At 73.6% G+C, this 16,584-nt stretch carries 14 protein-coding genes; 5 read left to right on the forward strand and 9 right to left on the reverse strand.

Annotated elements, in window-relative coordinates; translation table 11 throughout:
- Positions 1-114 precede the first annotated feature (114 nt).
- Positions 115-1,203, forward strand: coding sequence for an ABC transporter permease (locus tag ACFV3R_RS19735; RefSeq protein WP_385584269.1), 1,089 nt, complete (start codon positions 115-117; stop codon positions 1,201-1,203).
- The gene (locus ACFV3R_RS19740) at positions 1,200-1,880 is read left to right on the forward strand and encodes an ABC transporter ATP-binding protein (RefSeq protein WP_385584272.1); all 681 of its coding nucleotides are present in this window, start codon (positions 1,200-1,202) and stop codon (positions 1,878-1,880) included. Before ACFV3R_RS19735 ends, ACFV3R_RS19740 begins: the two co-directional genes overlap by 4 nt.
- Before the next feature lie 31 nt (positions 1,881-1,911).
- On the opposite strand, the gene ACFV3R_RS19745 is transcribed toward ACFV3R_RS19740, so the two are convergent.
- A complete protein-coding gene (locus ACFV3R_RS19745) occupies positions 1,912-3,078 on the reverse strand; it encodes a CobW family GTP-binding protein (protein WP_385584275.1) in 1,167 nt (388 codons plus the stop codon).
- A 60-nt stretch (positions 3,079-3,138) separates the two neighbouring features.
- Positions 3,139-4,308, reverse strand: coding sequence for a citrate synthase (locus ACFV3R_RS19750; RefSeq protein ID WP_385584278.1), 1,170 nt, complete (start codon positions 4,306-4,308; stop codon positions 3,139-3,141).
- A 173-nt stretch (positions 4,309-4,481) separates the two neighbouring features.
- On the opposite strand from ACFV3R_RS19750, the gene ACFV3R_RS19755 reads away from it, so the two are divergent.
- Positions 4,482-5,726, forward strand: a complete 1,245-nt coding sequence (locus ACFV3R_RS19755; protein WP_385584283.1) for a citrate/2-methylcitrate synthase — start codon at positions 4,482-4,484, stop codon at positions 5,724-5,726.
- A gap of 126 nt (positions 5,727-5,852) precedes the next feature.
- Here the strand turns inward: ACFV3R_RS19755 and ACFV3R_RS19760 are convergent, their stop codons facing one another.
- The 5 genes from ACFV3R_RS19760 to ACFV3R_RS19780 all read right to left on the reverse strand — a co-directional run bounded on the left by ACFV3R_RS19760 (position 5,853) and on the right by ACFV3R_RS19780 (position 11,971).
- Positions 5,853-7,550 carry a glycoside hydrolase family 13 protein gene (locus ACFV3R_RS19760; protein ID WP_385584286.1) on the reverse strand — a complete coding sequence of 566 codons (1,698 nt, stop codon included), beginning with the start codon at positions 7,548-7,550 and terminating at the stop codon, positions 5,853-5,855.
- The gene (locus tag ACFV3R_RS19765; protein WP_385584289.1) at positions 7,547-8,440 is read right to left on the reverse strand and encodes a carbohydrate ABC transporter permease; all 894 of its coding nucleotides are present in this window, start codon (positions 8,438-8,440) and stop codon (positions 7,547-7,549) included. Before ACFV3R_RS19765 ends, ACFV3R_RS19760 begins: the two co-directional genes overlap by 4 nt.
- 17 nt (positions 8,441-8,457) lie before the next feature.
- A complete protein-coding gene (locus ACFV3R_RS19770; RefSeq protein WP_385584509.1) occupies positions 8,458-9,405 on the reverse strand; it encodes a carbohydrate ABC transporter permease in 948 nt (315 codons plus the stop codon).
- Positions 9,406-9,422: 17 nt separating this feature from the next.
- A complete protein-coding gene (locus tag ACFV3R_RS19775) occupies positions 9,423-10,787 on the reverse strand; it encodes an ABC transporter substrate-binding protein (protein ID WP_385584292.1) in 1,365 nt (454 codons plus the stop codon).
- Between the two features lie 161 nt (positions 10,788-10,948).
- Complete coding sequence (locus ACFV3R_RS19780) at positions 10,949-11,971, reverse strand: LacI family DNA-binding transcriptional regulator (RefSeq protein ID WP_385584294.1); 1,023 nt, start codon at positions 11,969-11,971, stop codon at positions 10,949-10,951.
- A gap of 366 nt (positions 11,972-12,337) precedes the next feature.
- On the opposite strand from ACFV3R_RS19780, the gene ACFV3R_RS19785 reads away from it, so the two are divergent.
- Together ACFV3R_RS19785 and ACFV3R_RS19790 are read left to right on the forward strand one after the other, a co-directional pair.
- Positions 12,338-13,957 carry an ATP-binding protein gene (locus tag ACFV3R_RS19785; protein ID WP_385584511.1) on the forward strand — a complete coding sequence of 540 codons (1,620 nt, stop codon included), beginning with the start codon at positions 12,338-12,340 and terminating at the stop codon, positions 13,955-13,957.
- Positions 13,954-14,661 (forward strand): response regulator, encoded by a 708-nt coding sequence (locus ACFV3R_RS19790; protein ID WP_385584296.1) that lies wholly within the window; start codon positions 13,954-13,956, stop codon positions 14,659-14,661. The genes ACFV3R_RS19785 and ACFV3R_RS19790 overlap by 4 nt, the downstream gene beginning before the upstream one ends.
- A gap of 45 nt (positions 14,662-14,706) precedes the next feature.
- Here the strand turns inward: ACFV3R_RS19790 and ACFV3R_RS19795 are convergent, their stop codons facing one another.
- Together ACFV3R_RS19795 and ACFV3R_RS19800 are read right to left on the reverse strand one after the other, a co-directional pair.
- A complete protein-coding gene (locus ACFV3R_RS19795; RefSeq protein ID WP_385584299.1) occupies positions 14,707-15,357 on the reverse strand; it encodes a response regulator in 651 nt (216 codons plus the stop codon).
- Positions 15,354-16,529, reverse strand: coding sequence for a sensor histidine kinase (locus ACFV3R_RS19800; RefSeq protein ID WP_385584302.1), 1,176 nt, complete (start codon positions 16,527-16,529; stop codon positions 15,354-15,356). The genes ACFV3R_RS19795 and ACFV3R_RS19800 overlap by 4 nt, the downstream gene beginning before the upstream one ends.
- Positions 16,530-16,584: the final 55 nt, after the last annotated feature.

Below are 16,584 nucleotides of genomic sequence, written 5' to 3' on the forward strand. Positions count from 1 at the left end.
CGGCTGCCGCCTTTCGGTGCGGAAACTGCCGCCCTGGGCCGGATGCCCGGCTGGGGGGTCGGGGGCGAGGGTGGGGACGTCCTTCTTCCCCACGTCAGAGAGCAGGCCGGAGCCGTGTTCGTCGCCTGGAGAGACCTGAGGTTCGCCAAGGGGCGGTTCGCCCTGATGGGGGCCGTCGTCGTGCTGATCACCCTGTTGGTCGGCCTGCTGTCCGGGCTGACGGCCGGGCTGGGCCGGCAGAACGTCTCCGCCATCACCGACCTGCCCGCGGACGAGATCGCCTTCGGTGCGCCGGGCCGCGGCGAGGACCTGTCCTTCTCCGGGTCGACCGTCACCGAGAAGCAGTGGCGGCGGTGGGCCGGGGCTCCGGGGGTGGAGAGCGCCGAACCGCTGGGCATCAGCACCACCCGGGCGACCGCGGGCGGCGCGAGCGCCGGGGTGTCGGTCTTCGGGGTCCGGCCCGGTTCGCGGCTGGTTCCGGGTGGTGGTGTGGACGGTGACCGGGTGGTGGTCCTGTCGGCCACCGCCGCCGACGACCTCGGTGTCGCGGCGGGCGGCACCGTCACCCTTGCCGGGCGGCACCTGAGCGTCCGGGCGGTGCGGGGCGACGCCTCCTTCAGTCACACCCCCGTCGTCTGGACGACCCTGGACACCTGGCGCAGGACCGCGCCCCCCACCGGCCGGACCGGTGGGCCGACCGCCGGCGTCATCGCGTTGACCACCGGCGCCGGCGCCGACCTCGCGGCCACCGACCGGGCGGCGGGCACCAGGACGGTCGCCCGGGACGCCTCGCTGTCCGCGATCGGCTCCTACACCTCGGAGAACGGCTCGCTGCAGCTGATGCGCGGCTTCCTCTTCGTGATCTCCGCGACCGTCATCGGCGCCTTCTTCACCGTGTGGACCATCCAGCGCAGCGGCGACGTCGCCGTCCTGAAGGCCCTCGGCGCCTCCACCGCCGGCCTGCTGGGGGACGCGCTCGGCCAGGCCGTCGTCCTGCTGGCCGGGGGCACCTTGATCGGCTCCGGTGCCGCCGCCGGCCTGGGGGCCCTCCTCGCCGGTTCGGCCGTGCCCTTCCTCCTCACGCCCGCCACCTTGCTCGTCCCGGCCGCCGTCATGGTGCTGCTCGGCGTGCTCGGGGCGGCCCTGTCCGTCCGCCGCATCACCTCCGTCGACCCGTTGACCGCCCTGGGGAGTGCCCGATGAGCCTGCACCTGACCGACGTCACCCTGACCTATCCCGACGGCGACTCCCGGCTGACCGCTCTGGACCGGGTGAGCCTGCGGGTGCCACAGGGGAGCGTGACCGCCGTCGTGGGTCCCTCCGGCTCGGGGAAGTCCAGCCTCCTCGCAGTCGCCGCCACCCTCGTCGCCCCGGACGCCGGGACCGTCACCGTCGACGGTGTCACCACCTCCGGCCTGTCCCGCGGTGAGCTCACCGCCCTGCGCCGCCGCAGCATCGGCGTCGTCTTCCAGCAGCCGCACCTGCTGCCCTCGCTCACCGCCGTCGAACAGCTCCAGGTCATGGCGGGAACCGGTGGTCGCGGCCCCCGGCGTGCCCGGGAGCGGGCCATGGCCCTGCTGGACGCCGTGGGCCTGGCCGCCCAGGCCCGCCGGCGGCCCCACCAGCTCTCCGGCGGCCAGCGTCAACGCGTCGGCATCGCCCGTGCCCTGATGAACGACCCCACCGTGCTCCTGGTCGACGAACCCACCAGCGCGCTCGACCACGCACGCGGCGCCGCCGTCGTCGACCTGCTCACCCGCCTCACCCACCAGCGGGCCGCAGCGACCGTGCTGGTCACCCATGACCGCACCCACCTGGCCGCGGTGGACCGGGTGGTCGAGGTGCGCGACGGGCGTCTGCGTCCGGGGGGCACGGGCTGACGGAGGTGGGAGGGGCCGGCGCGGCGGCGGCTCAGCCCGGCTGCCCGTCCCCGGCCGCCCCGGCCCCCTGGACGACCGGTGCCGCGGGCTCCCGGACGTAGCGCAGGACGCCCCACATCGAGCGGTCGTCGAGGTCGGCCGCGTCCGTTCCGGGCTCCGGGATCGCGGCTGCCGCCTCCTGCGCCGCCGGCTCCCGGGCGGACGGGCCGTCGTCCCGGCAGGCTGCCAGGTCGGTGTGGAGGGCCTCGGCGTCGACGCCGCTGCCGATGAGGACGAGCGCGGTGTGCCGCACCTCGTCCGGCTCCCACTCCCCGGGGTAGAAGCGGAGGAAGTCGCCGACGGCGTGCACGGTGAACTTCTGCCGGTTGCCGGGGACGTCGAAGTGGACGAAACCCTTGACCCGGTAGAGGCCGGCGGGCCTGCTGTCGAGGAAGGCCATGAGCCGGCGCGGGTCCATGGCCCGCTCGGAGGTGAACGACACGCTCTGGTAGGCCTCGTGCAGGTGCCCCGCGTGCGAGGCCTCGTCGGTCTGCTCGGCGGCGGCCTCCCGGAAGACGTCCTCGAAGGAGAGTTGCCCGGCCGTCCTCTCGCCGCCGGCCCCGGCTGCCCGGTCGAAGAGCAGCTGCGGGTCGACGCGGCCGTGCGCCGCCGAGACGATCGGGGTGCCCGGCACCAGCTCGGCCAGCTCGTCCGCGAGGGCGGCCCGCGGGCCCGGGTCGATCCGGTCGCTCTTGTTCAGGACGACGAGGTCGGCGACGCGCAGGTGCCGCTCGATCTCGGGATGGCGGGCGCGGGTGGCGGTGAACTCGGCGCCGTCCACCACCTCCACCAGCCCGCCGTAGACGATGCGGTCGTTCTCGCTGGCCAGCACCATCTTGATGATCTCCTGGGGCTCGGCCAGCCCGCTCGCCTCGATGACGATGACGTCGACCGCGGCGGCGGGGCCGGAGAGGAGGTCGAGGTAGTGGTCAAGTTCGCCTGCGTCCACCGCGCAGCACAGGCAGCCGTTGCCGAGCGAGACCATCGAGCCGACCTGCCCGGCCACCAGCATGGCGTCGACCTCGATGGCGCCGAAGTCGTTGACGACGGCCCCGATCCGGCTACCGGTGGTGGTGCGCAGGAGGTGGTTGAGCAGCGTGGTCTTGCCCGACCCCAGGAATCCGGCGAGGACGACGACCGGGATCTGCCGGTGGGACAAGGGTGCTTCCTCCAGTGCTGCCGGGATCGGCCGGGGCCCGCAGGGACGCACCGACCGCTGTCAACGGGGCACCGGCTGCGGGGCCGGCGGGCCGACGTAGCGCGCCGACGGCCGGATGATCTTCGCGTCCTGTGCCTGCTCCAGGATATTCGCGCTCCACCCCACGGTACGTGCGACGCAGAAGGTGGGGGTGAACATGGCGCGCGGCAGGCCGCACAGCTCCATGACGACGCCGGCGTAGAACTCCACGTTGATGTGCAGTTCCCGGCCCGGTTTGAGTTCGGCCAGCAGCGCCTCGGCGCGCTCCTCGACGTGGCGGGCGAAGTCGACGAGCGGTCCGCCGAAGCCGTCCGCCACCTCCTTCAGCAGCCGGGACCTGGGGTCCTCGGTGCGGTAGACGGCGTGCCCGAACCCCATGAGGCGTTCCCCGCCGGCCAGTTGTGCGCGGATCCAGTCGTCCGTGCGCTCCGGGGTGCCGATGGCGTCCAGGGCCTGAAGTGCCCGGCTGGGGGCGCCGCCGTGGAGCGGCCCGGAGAGCGCGCCGATCGCGCCGCACAGGCAGGCCACGAGGTCCGCGCCGGTGGAGGCGATGACCCGGCCGGTGAAGGTGGAGGCGTTGAAACCGTGGTCGACGGCGGCGATGAGGTACTGCTCGACGGCGCGGGCGTGCGCCGGGTCGGGTTCCTCGCCGGTCAGCATGTAGAGGTAGTTGGCGGCGTGCGAGAGGTCCTCGCGCGGCGCCACGGGGGTCAGGCCCTCACCGAGCCGGTGCAGGGCGGTGAGCAGGGTGGGGACCATCGCGCAGACGGCGAGGGCGTCGGCGCGCCGGCTTGCCGGGTCGCTGTCGTAGAGCGGGCGGGTCCCGGCCGCGGCGCCGACCAGGGAGAGGGCGGTGCGCAGGCCGGCGAGGGGGCCGCTGCCCGCTCCGGCGCGGGCGAGCGCGGGGAGCGCCTGGCCCACCGCCTCGGGGAGGTGGCGGAGGGCGGCGGTGCGTGCGGTGAAGTCCGCGAGCTGCTCTCCGTCCGGCAGGTCGCCGTGGAGCACGAGGTGCCAGACCTCCTCGAAGGTCCGGGTGCGGGCCAGCTCCACGGCCGAGTACTGGCGGTAGTGGTAGAAGCCCTCCTCGCCTCGGACGTCGCCCAGCTCGGTGTCGGCGACGACTACGCCGGCGAGTCCTCGCGGGGCTCGGAGCGGGGCCGGGGTGCGGGTGTCGGTCGTCTGGAGAGGCATCGCAGTCCTTCCGGTCGCGGCGGCGGGCTGTCGGGGGCGGCGGACCCGGAGCCCTGCGGTGCGGGCACCGCCGGAGTGCGCGGCGCCACTGAGATCGACTGTCCGTCGGCCATCAATCATTGTCAATGTTGATTGACTTGAATCAACATATGGAGCCGGTTACGGTGAGCGGCATGACGGACCCCGAGCACGCGGACGCACCGCGCCTGACCACGCAGGAGGCGGCCCGGCGGCTGGGCGTCAAACCGGAGACGGTGTACGCCTACGTCAGCCGGGGCCAGCTCAGCAGCCGGCGGGTGCCCGGCGGCCGGGGCAGCACCTTCGACGCCCGCGAGGTCGACGCCCTCGCCCACCGGTCGGCCCAGCGGGAGCCGGCCCGCAGGAGCCCGGAGCTGGTCTTCCGCACGGCCGTCACGCTGATCGAGGACGACCGCTGCCACCTGCGCGGCGTGGACGTCACCGCCCTCGCCCGCCACCGCACCTTCGAGGAGGTGGCCTGCTGGCTGTGGACCGGCGAGCCGCATCCGGGAGCGCGCCTGACCTCCCCGGCCACAGCCCTGCGGGCGGCCCGCGCGGCGGTCGCCGCCCTGCCCGTGGGCGGCGGGCCGGTCGACCGGTTGCAGGCGGCGGTGACGGCCGCGGCGGCGGCCGACCCGTTGCGCTTCGACCTCTCCCCCGGGGCGGTGGCGGGCACGGCCCGCGCGCTGCTCCCCGTCCTGGTCGACGCGCTGCCGGCGGTCGCGGAGAACGCTCCGCCACCGGACGCCTCGGCGCCCCTGGTGGAACGCCTGTGGCCGAAACTGACCTCCCTCGCGCCACACGCTGCCGGGCTGCGGGCGCTGCAGGCCGCCATGGTGCTCCTGGTCGACCACGACCTGGCCGCCTCCACGCTGGCCGCCCGCGTCGCCGCCTCGGTACGCGCCCACCCCTACGCGGTCGTCTCGGCGGCGCTCGGCGCGCTGGACGGCCCCCTGCACGGGGCCGCCAGCGGCTCGGCGCACGGGATGCTGGTGGCGGTGGGAGAGCGCGGAGCGGGCGAGGTGGTCGCCGAGCACCTCCGGTCCGGCCGACCGGTCCCGGGGCTCGGGCACCGCGTCTACCGGGGCGAGGACCCCCGGGCCGTCTGCCTGTTCGCCCTGCTGGCGGACGACCCGCGGGCGGCGGCACCCCTGGCCGCGGCCCGCGAGGTGGTCGAGACGGCCTCGCGCGACTCCGGCCTGCACGCCAACGTCGACCTCGCGCTGGCGGTGCTCACCGTCGCCTACGACATGCCGGCCACCGGCGGCGAGACGCTGTTCGCCCTCGCGCGGACGGCCGGGTGGATCGCGCACGCCGTGGAGGAGTACCGGGAGAGCCCCCTGCGGCTGCGGCCCGCCGGGCGGTACGAGGGCCCGCGCCCCCCGCAGCCGCTGCCGTGAGGGGCACGGCCACGACGGCCGGGGCCGGCCGGGTCGGGCTGCGGCCGGGCGGAGGAACCCGCCCGCCCGCGGCCCCGTGAGGTGGCGGCGCGGCGGGAGTGCTCGGCCCGCGCGGGCCGCGAGGGTTCAGGCCCGGAGCCAGACCGCGGTGTCCCGCGGCAGCCGGCCCTCCTCCGTCAGCGGGCCGCTGGCCAGCAACACCCGGGTGTGCACCGGTAGTTCGGCGGGCTCGGTGGAGAGGTTGACCACGCACATCAGCCCCTCCGGGCGGCTGAAGGCGAGAACGGCGGCGTCGGACGGCAGCCACCACAGGCCGCCGTCGCCGAACCCGGGCTCCCGTTGCCGCAGCCGCAGGGCGGTGCGGTACAGGGAGAGCATCGAGTCGGGGTCCGCCTCCTGCCGGTCGACCGCGTACGCCTCCCAGCCCGCGGGCTGCGGCAACCACGTCCCACCGTCCGGGCCGAAGCCGCAGTTCGGGGCGGCGGCGGCCCAGGGCAGCGGCACCCGGCAGCCGTCCCGGCCCGGGTCGGTGCCACCGGAGCGGGCGTGCATGGGGTCCTGGATGTGTTCGACGGCGAGCTCCACCTCCGGCAGGCCCAGCTCCTCGCCCTGGTAGAGGTAGACCGAACCGGGCAGCGCCAGCGTCAGCAGGGCGGCGGCGCGGGCGCGGCGGGTGCCCAGCGCCAGGTCGGTGGGGGTGCCGAAGGCCTTGGCCGCAAAGTCGAACCCGCTCTCGGCACGGCCGTAGCGGGTGACCGTGCGGGTGACGTCGTGGTTGCACAGCACCCAGGTGGCGGGGGCGCCCACCGGGGCGTGCTCGGCCAGGGTGCGGTCGATGGAGGCGCGCAGTTCCGCCGCGTCCCAGGGGCGGCTGAGGAAGTCCATGTTGAACGCGGTGTGGAGCTCGTCGGGGCGCAGGTAGCGGGCGAAGCGTTCGGAGTCCGGCAACCAGATCTCGCCGATGAAGACGCCGTCGTACTCGTCGGCCAGGCGCCGCCAGGACCGGTAGACCTCGTGCAGCTCGTCCCGGTCGACGAAGGGGTGCGGGTCGACGCCGACGGTGAAGTCGGGCAGTTCCGGGTCCTTGAGCAGCAGACCGGCCGAGTCGATGCGCACACCTGCCGCGCCGCGCTCGAACCAGAAGCGCAGTACCGCCTCGTGCTCCTCGCGCACCGCGGGGTGCGCCCAGTTGAGGTCGGGCTGCCCGGCGGCGAACAGGTGCAGGTACCACTGGCCGTCGGGCAGCCGGGTCCAGGGCACTCCCCCGAACTCCGAGACCCAGTTGTTGGGCGGCTGCGAGCCGTCCGGGCCGCGGCCCTCGCGGAAGTGGAAGAGTTCGCGCTCGGGGCTGCCGGGGCCGGCGGCGAGCGCGGCCCGGAACCAGGGGTGCTGGTCGGAGATGTGGTTGGGGACGATGTCGACGATGCTGCGCAGGCCCAGCCCGCGCGCCTCGGCGATGAGCTTCTCCGCCTCGGCGAGGGTGCCGAAGGAGGGGTGGATGGCGCGGTAGTCCGCCACGTCGTACCCGCCGTCGACCATGGGTGAGGCGTACCAGGGGCTGAACCACAGCGCCTGGACGCCCAGTTCCGCGAGGTAGGGCAGGCGGGCGCGGACGCCGGCGAGGTCCCCGGTGCCGTCGCCGTCGCCGTCGGCGAAGCTGCGCAGGTACACCTGGTAGACGGCGGCCGAGCGCCACCACGGGGCGGCCGTGGTCTCGGCGGCGGGGGCGGGTGCGGAGGAGGTCTGTCCCACGGTGGTGTGGCCTTTCGGTGCGGTGACCGGAACGCGAGGCGTGGTCGGGGCGCGGTGGCCCTGCGGCCTCATCCCTTGGTGGCGCCGGCACCGATGCCGGCGATGATGTGGCGCTGGAAGACGAGGAACAGCGCGACCATGGGGATGCTGGCGATGACCATGGCGGCGATCAGGACGGACAGCGGGGTGTTGAGCGCGAGTTGCACCAGCGCGACGCTCATGGGCTGCTGGTCGGTGTCGGAGAAGACCATCAGCGGCCAGAGGAAGTCCTGCCAGACGGCGACCAGCGCGAAGATCGAGACGACGCCGAGCACCGGCCGGGACATCGGCAGCAGGACCGACCACAGCGTGCGCAGCGGACCGGCCCCGTCGATGGCGGCGGCCTCCAGCACGTCCTGCGGGATCTGGTCGAAGAACCGCTTGAGCAGGTAGAGGTTGAAGGCGTTGGCGACGGCCGGCAGCCAGATCCCCAGCGGGTCGTTGAGCAGGGAGGTGTGGAGGAACGGCAGGTCGGCGACGGTGAGGTACTTGGGGACGACGAGGGCCTGCGCCGGCACCATGAGGGTGGCCAGGATGGCGCCGAGCACGACCTTCCCGAACGCCGGCCGCAGCTTGGAGAGCGCGTAGGCGGCGGCGGTGCACAGCACGATCTGCAGCAGCCAGGCGCCGGCCGCCTGCACCACGGTGTTGAGCAGGTGCTGGGAGAGGTTCATGAAGTTCCAGGCCTCGACGTACTGGCCCGGGTGGAAGGAGTGCGGCACGAGCGTCGGTGGTGACTGGACGAGTTCGTCCGGGGACTTCACCGCGCCGGCGACCATCCAGTACACCGGGAAGAGGAAGGCCAGCGCGAAGGCCAGCACCACGGCGGCGAAGACGAGCCAGTAGAGGATCTTCCCGCGGCGGCGGGCGAGGGCCAGGGGGGAGACGAGGGTGCGGATCGCGTACGGCTGGGTGGTCGCCATCGGCGGCGCTCCCCCTTTCAGTCCTGGTTGGAGCGGGTCAGTCGCAGGTAGAAGGCGGAGAAGACGCCGAGCAGGAGCAGCAGCATGACGCTGAGGGCGCAGGCGCCGCCGAAGTCGTTGTAGAGGAAGGCGTACTTGTAGATCAGGTACAGCACGGTGACGGTGGAGTTCTCCGGTCCGCCGCCGGTGATGACGAAGGGCTCGGTGAAGATCTGCATAGTGGCGATGATCTGGAGCAGCATCAGCATCAGGATGACGAAGCGGGTCTGCGGGACCGTGACGTGGCGCACCCGTTGCAGCAGGCCCGCGCCGTCGAGTTCGGCGGCCTCGTACAGCTCCCCCGGGATGCTCTGGAGCGCGGCCAGGTAGATCAGTACCGTGCCGCCCATGTTGGCCCAGGTGGCGACGATGACGAGGGAGACCAGCGCGGTGTCGGAGCCGTTGGACCAGTTGGAGGTGGGCAGGTGCAGGAAGCCGAGCACCTGGTTGGCCAGGCCCGCCCCCGGGTCGTAGAACCACTTCCACAGCAGCGCGCTGACCACCGGCGGGATCATCACCGGCAGGTAGACCACGACCCGGAAGAAGGCCCGGGCGTGCCGCAGTTCGTTGAGGACCAGGGCGGTGAGGAAGGGCACGGCGAAGCCGAGGAGCAGGGCCAGCGCGGTGAAGGTGAGGGTGTTGCGCCAGGCCGCCGCGAACTCGGGGTCGGCCAGGATGCGGGTGAAGTTGGTGGTGCCGACCCACTGGGGCGGTGAGCCGGGGGTGAACTTCTGGAAGGAGATCACCACGGCCCGGACCGCGGGGTACCAGGAGAACAGCGCGAAGCAGAGGACTCCACCCGCGAGGAAGGCGTAGGCCCGGGCGTTGTGCGCCAGGGCCCGGCGCAGGCGTCCGTCGCCTGCGGGGGCCGCCGCCCGGTTCCGCGTGGGCGGGGCCGGGGCGGCGGGGGCGGGACGTGCTGCCAGGGAGGCCTTCACCGTGCTCAGCCTCGCGCCAGGATGCCGTCGATCTTGCTCTGGGCGTCCTTGAGGAGACCCGCGACGTCGGCGTCCTGCTTGGTCAGGACGGCGGAGACGGCTCCGTCGAGGACCGAGTAGATCTGCTGGGCCTGCGGCGGCTCCAGCTTCATCGCCAGCTCGGCGTTGCCGTCCAGGAAGGACTGGTAGTTCGCCACGGGCACGTTGGCGGACGCCTTCTTCAGCTGCTGGTCCTTGGCGTCGGCGGCGCCGGTGAGCAGGCGGGGTTCGGGCAGGCCCACCGGTCCGCCCTGCTTCTTGCTGCGGGCGTAGTTGCCGACGTACCCCTGGCCGGGGGTGAGGAAGTTGTACTCGATCCACTTCAGGCCGGCCTTGATCTGCTGCGGCGTGGCCTTCTTGTTGAACATGTACCCGTCCCCGCCGGCGAGGGTGCCCTTGCCGCCGGGCATGGGGGCGAGGGCGAGGTCGGCGTACCTCCCCTTGAACTGCTTGACGATGAGCGGGACGTTGTCGGGTGCGGCGAGGTACATGCCGAGCTTCCCCGCCCCCATCATCTGCTGGACGTCACCGATCACCAGCAGCTGCTTGCTGCCCATGCTGTCGTCGTGCCAGCGCATGTCCTTGAGGTTCTGCAGCACCGCCCGGCCCTGGGCGGAGTCGACCCGGGCCTTCTTGCCGTCGGCGCTGACCACCGAGCCGCCCTGGGAGTAGACCTCGGCGGTGAAGTGCCAGCCGCCCTGGTTCTGGGCGCTGTAGTCGGCGTACCCGACGTAGCCCTTGCCGAGGCCGGCTATCGCCTTGGCCGCCTTGCGGACCCCCGCCCAGGTCGTCGGGGGCTTGTCGGGGTCGAGTCCGGCCTTGCGGAAGAGGGCCTTGTTGTAGAGCAGCCCCATGGAGTAGTTGGTGCGGGGGACGCCGTAGATCTTCCCGTCGACGGTGTAGACGTCCCGCAGGCGCTTGTCGATCGCCTGGTAGGCGGGCATGTCCTTGACGTAGGAGGTGATGTCCGCGGCCTGGTTGATGCCGACCACGTGCCGCACGTCGGTGAAGTACGTGTAGAAGACGTCCTCCATCTGCCCGCCGGCGAGCTTGGCATCGAAGGTCTTGGGGTCCTCGCAGGGGAAGGCGTCGTGCGGGACGACGTCGACGCCCTTGTTCTCCGCCTCGAAGGTCTTCACGTCGGCGTCGAAGTTGCGGCGGTCGACGGCGGCGGTCTTCGGCGGTTGGCAGTTGACGGTGATGGTGGTCGCACCGCCCGCCTGGGAGCCGCCGCCGCCGGAACCGCAGGCGGTGAGCGCCACCGTCGAGGCCAGCGTGGCAGTGACGGCGATCGCGGTGAGGCGGGATGTGCGGAACGCGGATCTGGTCATCGGTGGGCCCCCTCTGGGCATGCTGCGTGGTCGCCCGCAGGTGTCAGCTGGGGGCGCGCACACTCAACCACCGCAGGCAGCGCCGCGCAATATCTCGCGCATGATGAGAAAATAATCGACAGACCTGCGCGAGGCGGTTGCACCACACCGCCGTCCGCGCGTCAGGCGCCCCGGGGCTGCTCCGGCGCCTGGGCGGTGGAGCCGCGGACCACCAGCTCCGGCTCGAAGAGCAGTTCCTCCGGCGACATCGCCTTGCCCCCGATCTGCAGCGCGAGCAGGTCCACCGCGGCCCGGCCCATCGCCTCGATCGGCTGGCGCACGGTGGTGAGCGGCGGCTCGGTGCAGCTCATCAGCGCCGAGTCGTCGTAGCCGACCACCGACAGGTCGCGCGGCACGCTCAGGCCCCGGCGGCGGGCGGCCCGCACCGCGCCGAGCGCGAACTGGTCGCTCGCGCAGACCACCGCGCTCACCCCCCGCTCCAGCAGGCGGGTGGCCGCCGCCTGCCCGCCCTCCAGCCCGAACATGGCCCGCTCCACCAGCGCCTCGGGCAGGTCGGCGCCGATCTCGCGCACGTGCCGCAGCGCCGCCTCGTGCCGGCGCCGCGAGGGCACGTGGTCGCTCGGCCCGAGGATCAGCCCGATCCGCTCGTGCCCCAGGGAGACCAGATGGCGCCAGGCCTGCTCCACCGCGACCGCGTCGTCGCAGGAGACCCCGGGGAAGCCCAGGTCGGAGATGGCCGCGTTGATCAGCACCACGGGGATCTGCCGGTCGGCCAGCAGACGGTAGTGGTCATGGGGCTGGTCGGCCTGGGCGTAGTTGCCGCCGGCGAAGACCACCCCGGAGACCTGGTGCTGGAGGAGCAGGTCCACGTAGTCGGCCTCGGTGACGCCGTTCTTCGTCTGGGTGCACAGCACCGGCGTCAGTCCGAGCTGGGCGAGCGCGCCGCCCACCACCTCGCCGAACGCCGGGAAGATCGGGTTCTGGAGTTCGGGCAGCACCAGCCCGACCAGCCGGGCACGCTCCCCCCTCAGCTGGGTCGGGCGCTCGTAGCCGAGCACGTCCAGGGCGCTGAGCACCGACTGTCGTGTGGTCTCGGAGACCCCGGGCTTGCCGTTGAGAACCCGGCTGACCGTGGCCTCACTGACCCCCACCTTCTTCGCCACTTCCGCAAGTCGTCGCGTCATACACGCAACCCTAGTGCAAGTGACGCAAGTGGCTTGCAGTGCGTCGGGGAGCGAGCGGGGCAGCCGGAACCGCTCGGACTCTCCGCGCCGGCTCCGGCCCGGCCCCGCACCGGGCGGCGCCCCCTCGCTCGCCTTCCGCGCCCGACCTCCCTGCGAGCCCTCGGTACCCTTCGAACGGTTCGCAGCTGCGAGCAGCCACCCCACAGGGCAGGGAGCGGAAGGAGACCCGGGACGGTGACATCCACCCCACGGCGGCGGGCCGTCCCCGGACGACGGCACCAGGAGGAGGGCACGGCCGCCACCGGACGCCCAGGCACCTTCCGGTGGCGCAGCCCGTGGCCGCGCCGGGTCTTCTCCCAGGTGTTGCTGGTGCAACTGCTCATCGCCGCGGGGGTGACCGCCCTGGCGACGGGCCTCTTCCTCGCTCCGCTCAGCGACCAGCTCGACGACCAGGCGATGCGCCGCGCCCTGGCGGTGGCGCAGACCACGGCCACCCTGCCGGGCCTGGACCGGGCCCTGCGCGAGGGCCCCCCGAGCCCGCACGGCCCCGTCCAGCGGGCCGCGGAACGCGTCCGGCACGCCACCGGCGCCGGGTACGTGGTGGTGATGGACCGCCGCGGGGTGCGCTGGTCCCACACCGACCCGCGCCGCATCGGCCACCGCGTCTCCACCGATCCGGCCGCCGCCCTCGCCGGGCACGAGGTGATGCAGATCGACCAGGGCACCCTGGGGCGCTCCGCACGGGGCAAGGTGCCGCTGCGGGACAGCTCGGGGCACGTCGTCGGTGCGGTCTCGGTCGGGATCGCCTACGACAGCGTGCGGGCCCGGCTGCTCGCCACCGTCCCCCAGCTCCTGGCCTACGCGGGAGGCGCACTGGCGGCGGGTGCGCTGGCCGCCTGGGCCGTCTCCCGCCGGTTGCAGCGCCGCACCCACGACCTGGCCTTCTCCGACATCTCCTCGCTGCTCGCGGAACGGGAGGCCATGCTGCACGGCATCCGCGAGGGCGTCGTCGCGCTGGACGGTGCGGGCCGGGTGCGTCTGGTCAACGACGAGGCGCGCCGCCTGCTGGAGCTGTCGGGGGACGCGGTCGGCCGCCCGCTGGCGGACGTCCTGCCCGCCGGACGCACCGCCGACGTGCTCTCCGGCCGGGCCGACGGCTCCGACCTGCTCGCCGTCAGCGGCCGCCGGGTCCTGGTCGCCAACCGGATGGCCACCCAGGACGGCGGCGCGGTGGTGACCCTTCGTGACCGCACCGAGGTGGAGGGGCTCGGGCGGGAACTGGACGCCACCCGTGGCCTCATCGACGCGCTGCGGGCCCAGGACCACGAGCACGCCGGACGGCTGCACACCCTCCTGGGCCTGCTCACCCTCGGCCTGTACCAGGAGGCCGAGGAGTTCCTCGACGAGACCGTCGGCGTGCACCGCGCCACCGCGGAGCAGATCACCGAGCGCGTGCACGACCCGTTGCTGGCCGCGCTGCTGGTGGGCAAGGCCACCGTCGCCGCCGAGCGGGGCGTCAGCCTCCGGCTCGGCAGCGGCACCCGCCTGCCCGACCGCCTCGTCGACCCCAGGGACGTGGTCACGCTGGTGGGCAACCTGTTGGACAACGCGCTGGACGCGGCCTCGGGGGCACACGGCGCACACCGCGCGGGCCACGTGGAGGCGGAGATCCGCAGTCGGGGCCGAGACCTCGTGGTCCGGGTGGCGGACGACGGACCGGGGGTCCCCGACACCGCCCGCGAGAAGATCTTCACCGAGGGCTGGACCACCAAGCCTCCGCCCGCCCACGGCCGCCGCGGGATCGGGCTGGCACTGGTGCGCTCGCTGACCGAGCGCTACGGCGGCACGGTCGAGGTCGGCGAGCGGCACGGCGGCGGCGCCCGCTTCACCGTCACCCTGCCCGACGCGCTGGTGGAAAGGGGCACGGCAGCGTCCGCGGCCGGTGCGCCCGGCAAGGACCCGGTTCCCGGAGCGGAGGAGTGGTGAGCGAGCACGCACAGGCCCCCGGCGGCGAACGTCCCGGCCTGGAAGTCCTCGTCGTGGACGACGACCGGGCGGTGGCCCGGGTCCACGCGGCGTACGTCGACCGGATCGAGGGGTTCCGGGTCCGGGCGGTGGCCCACACCTGCCAGGAGGCGCTCGCCCTGCTGCGGAGCGAGCCGGTGGACCTGGTCCTCCTCGACCACTACCTGCCCGACGGCGACGGCCTCGACCTGGTGGCGCGGATCCGGCGGCAGGGCGTCGAGACCGACGTGATCATGGTGACGGCGGCCCGGGACGTGGCGACGGTGCGTGCCGCCATGCGCCTGGGCGCGCTGCACTACCTCGTCAAACCCTTCACCTTCGCGGACCTGCGCGCCAGGATGGAGGCGTACGCACGGCTGCTGGACGCCTTTGCCCTGGGCGACCGCGCCGAACAGTCCGAGGTGGACGCGTTGTTCGGCACCCTGGGCACCGCGGGCGCCCCCACCCTCCCCAAGGGGCACTCCACAGCGACGGCGGACCGCGTCACCACCGTGCTGCGCGCAGCCCCCGAGCCGCTCTCCGCGCAGGCCGTCGCCGAACTGGCCGGCGTCAGCCGCCAGACCGCCCAGCGCTACCTCAAGCTGCTGGAGCGCACCGGGCGGGTCCGCCTCAGCCTGCGCTACGGGGAGACCGGACGCCCCGAGCACCGGTACGCGTGGGTGTGAACCCGCGGCGGGGCGCCGGGCGTCGCGGTCGGGCGCCCGGGCCGGTCAGGCGTCCGGTCCGGTCAGGCCGTGCCGGTAGGCGTAGCTGACGGCCTGCGCCCGGTCCCGGACCTGGGCCTTGGCGAAGATGTTGTTGATGTGCGTCTTCACGGTGGCGACCGAGACGTGCAGCCGCCGGGCGATCTCGGTGTTGGTCAGCCCCTCCGCCACCAGCCGCAGCACCTCCACCTCACGGGCAGTCAGCCCGTCCGGCACCTGCGGCTCCTGGACGGCGGGCTGCGCGAGGCGCTCCAGCAGGCGGCTCTGCACGCCGGGCGAGAGGCCCGCGGCACCGGCCAGGACGTCGTCGATGGCCCGCACGATGTCCTCGGCCTCGGCGTCCTTGGTCAGGTAACCACGGGCGCCTGCCTGGAGGGCGGGGAAGAGGGAGTCGTCGTCGGCGTAGGTCGTTAGGACCACCACCTGGGTGCCGGGGTGTTCGGCGCGGACCCGCCGGGTGGCCTCCACGCCGTCCAGACGCGGCATGCGCAGGTCCATCAGGACGACGTCCGGGGCGAGTTCGGCCACCAGCCGCACGGCCTCCTCGCCGTCACCGGCCGAGCCCACCACCTCGATGCCCGGGAGCAGCCCGAGCAGCATCACGATGCCCTCACGCACCACCGTCTGATCGTCCGCCACGACCACGCGCCTGCTCATGCCGGCAGCCTCATCCGCACTGTGAACCCGTCCTCCCCGGGGCCGCACCGGAGCGTCCCGCCGAGCAGTTCGGCGCGCTCCCGCATCCCCACCAGACCGTACCCGGAACCACTGCCGCCCAGTTCGGCCGGGACCGCCTCACCCACCGAGGTGGCCCCCGTGTCGGAGACCTCCAGCTCCACCTCCCGCTCGCCGTAGGTGAGGCGGACGGTGACGAGGGCGCCGGGGGCGTGCTTGCGGACGTTGGTGAGGGCCTCCTGGGTCACACGGCGCACGGTGAGGTGGGCGTCCGGTGGCAGTGGCCGCACGGTGCCGGCGAGCACCAGCGTGACGCCGTCCGCGTCGGTGAGCCGCCGCAGGTGGTCCTCCAGCGGCTCCACGTCACCCCGCAGCGCCGACAGCGCCTGACGGGTGCCGTCCAGCCCCTCCCGGGCCATGCGGCGTGCCGAGACGACGCGCTCCCGCAACTGCTCCCGGTCCTCCTCCAGGTTCTCGCTGCGGTCCAACAGCAGCCTGGCCGCTTCCAGATGGACCAGCTGTGCGCTGAGGCTGTGTGCGAGGACGTCGTGGATCTCCCGGGCGATGCGGCCCCGCTCCTCCAGGGCAGCCGTCTCCGCCTCGGCCGAGCGGGCGGCGCGCTCCTGGACGAGCAGCCGCCGGCTGACGCCACGCGCCTCGGAGTCCAGCCGCGGCACGTAGCCGGCGAGCATCAGGCCCACGGTGATCAGTACGGTGGTGAAGAGGTCCTTGTGTTCGAAGGCGGCGTAGACGCCCATCGACGTCAGGGCCGCGGGCACCGCCGCGGCCAACGGCAACCGCTCCATGGAGATCACCGCGCAGGCGCACCACAGGATCTGCCCCGCCACCGGGATCTGCCCCTGGTGCAGGACGATCCCGATCCCGACCAGCAGGGCGACCAGCACCAGGGAGAGCGCCAGCCAGTGGCGCCGGGTGGTGCGGTAGAAGGTCCACAGCCAGGCGGCGGCCAGGAACGCCACGCCCAGCCGCAGCGCGACGTCCCGGCCGTCCAGGTTCCGCTGCGCCACGACGCTCACCACGAGGCCGACGACCAGCGCCACCCGGACCAGGCGCACCATGCGCACCCGGGTGGCGCCCAGTTCGACGCGGGACAGGGTCTCGGATGCGGGCCACACCGCCCAGGCCTCTCGCACTCGCGTCCTCTCCTCGTCCGTGTCCTGTCGGCGACGGTGCCCCGCGAGGGTGCGG

The organism is Streptomyces sp. NPDC059740 (genome assembly GCF_042733155.1).
Taxonomy (GTDB): Bacteria; Actinomycetota; Actinomycetes; order Streptomycetales; family Streptomycetaceae; genus Streptomyces.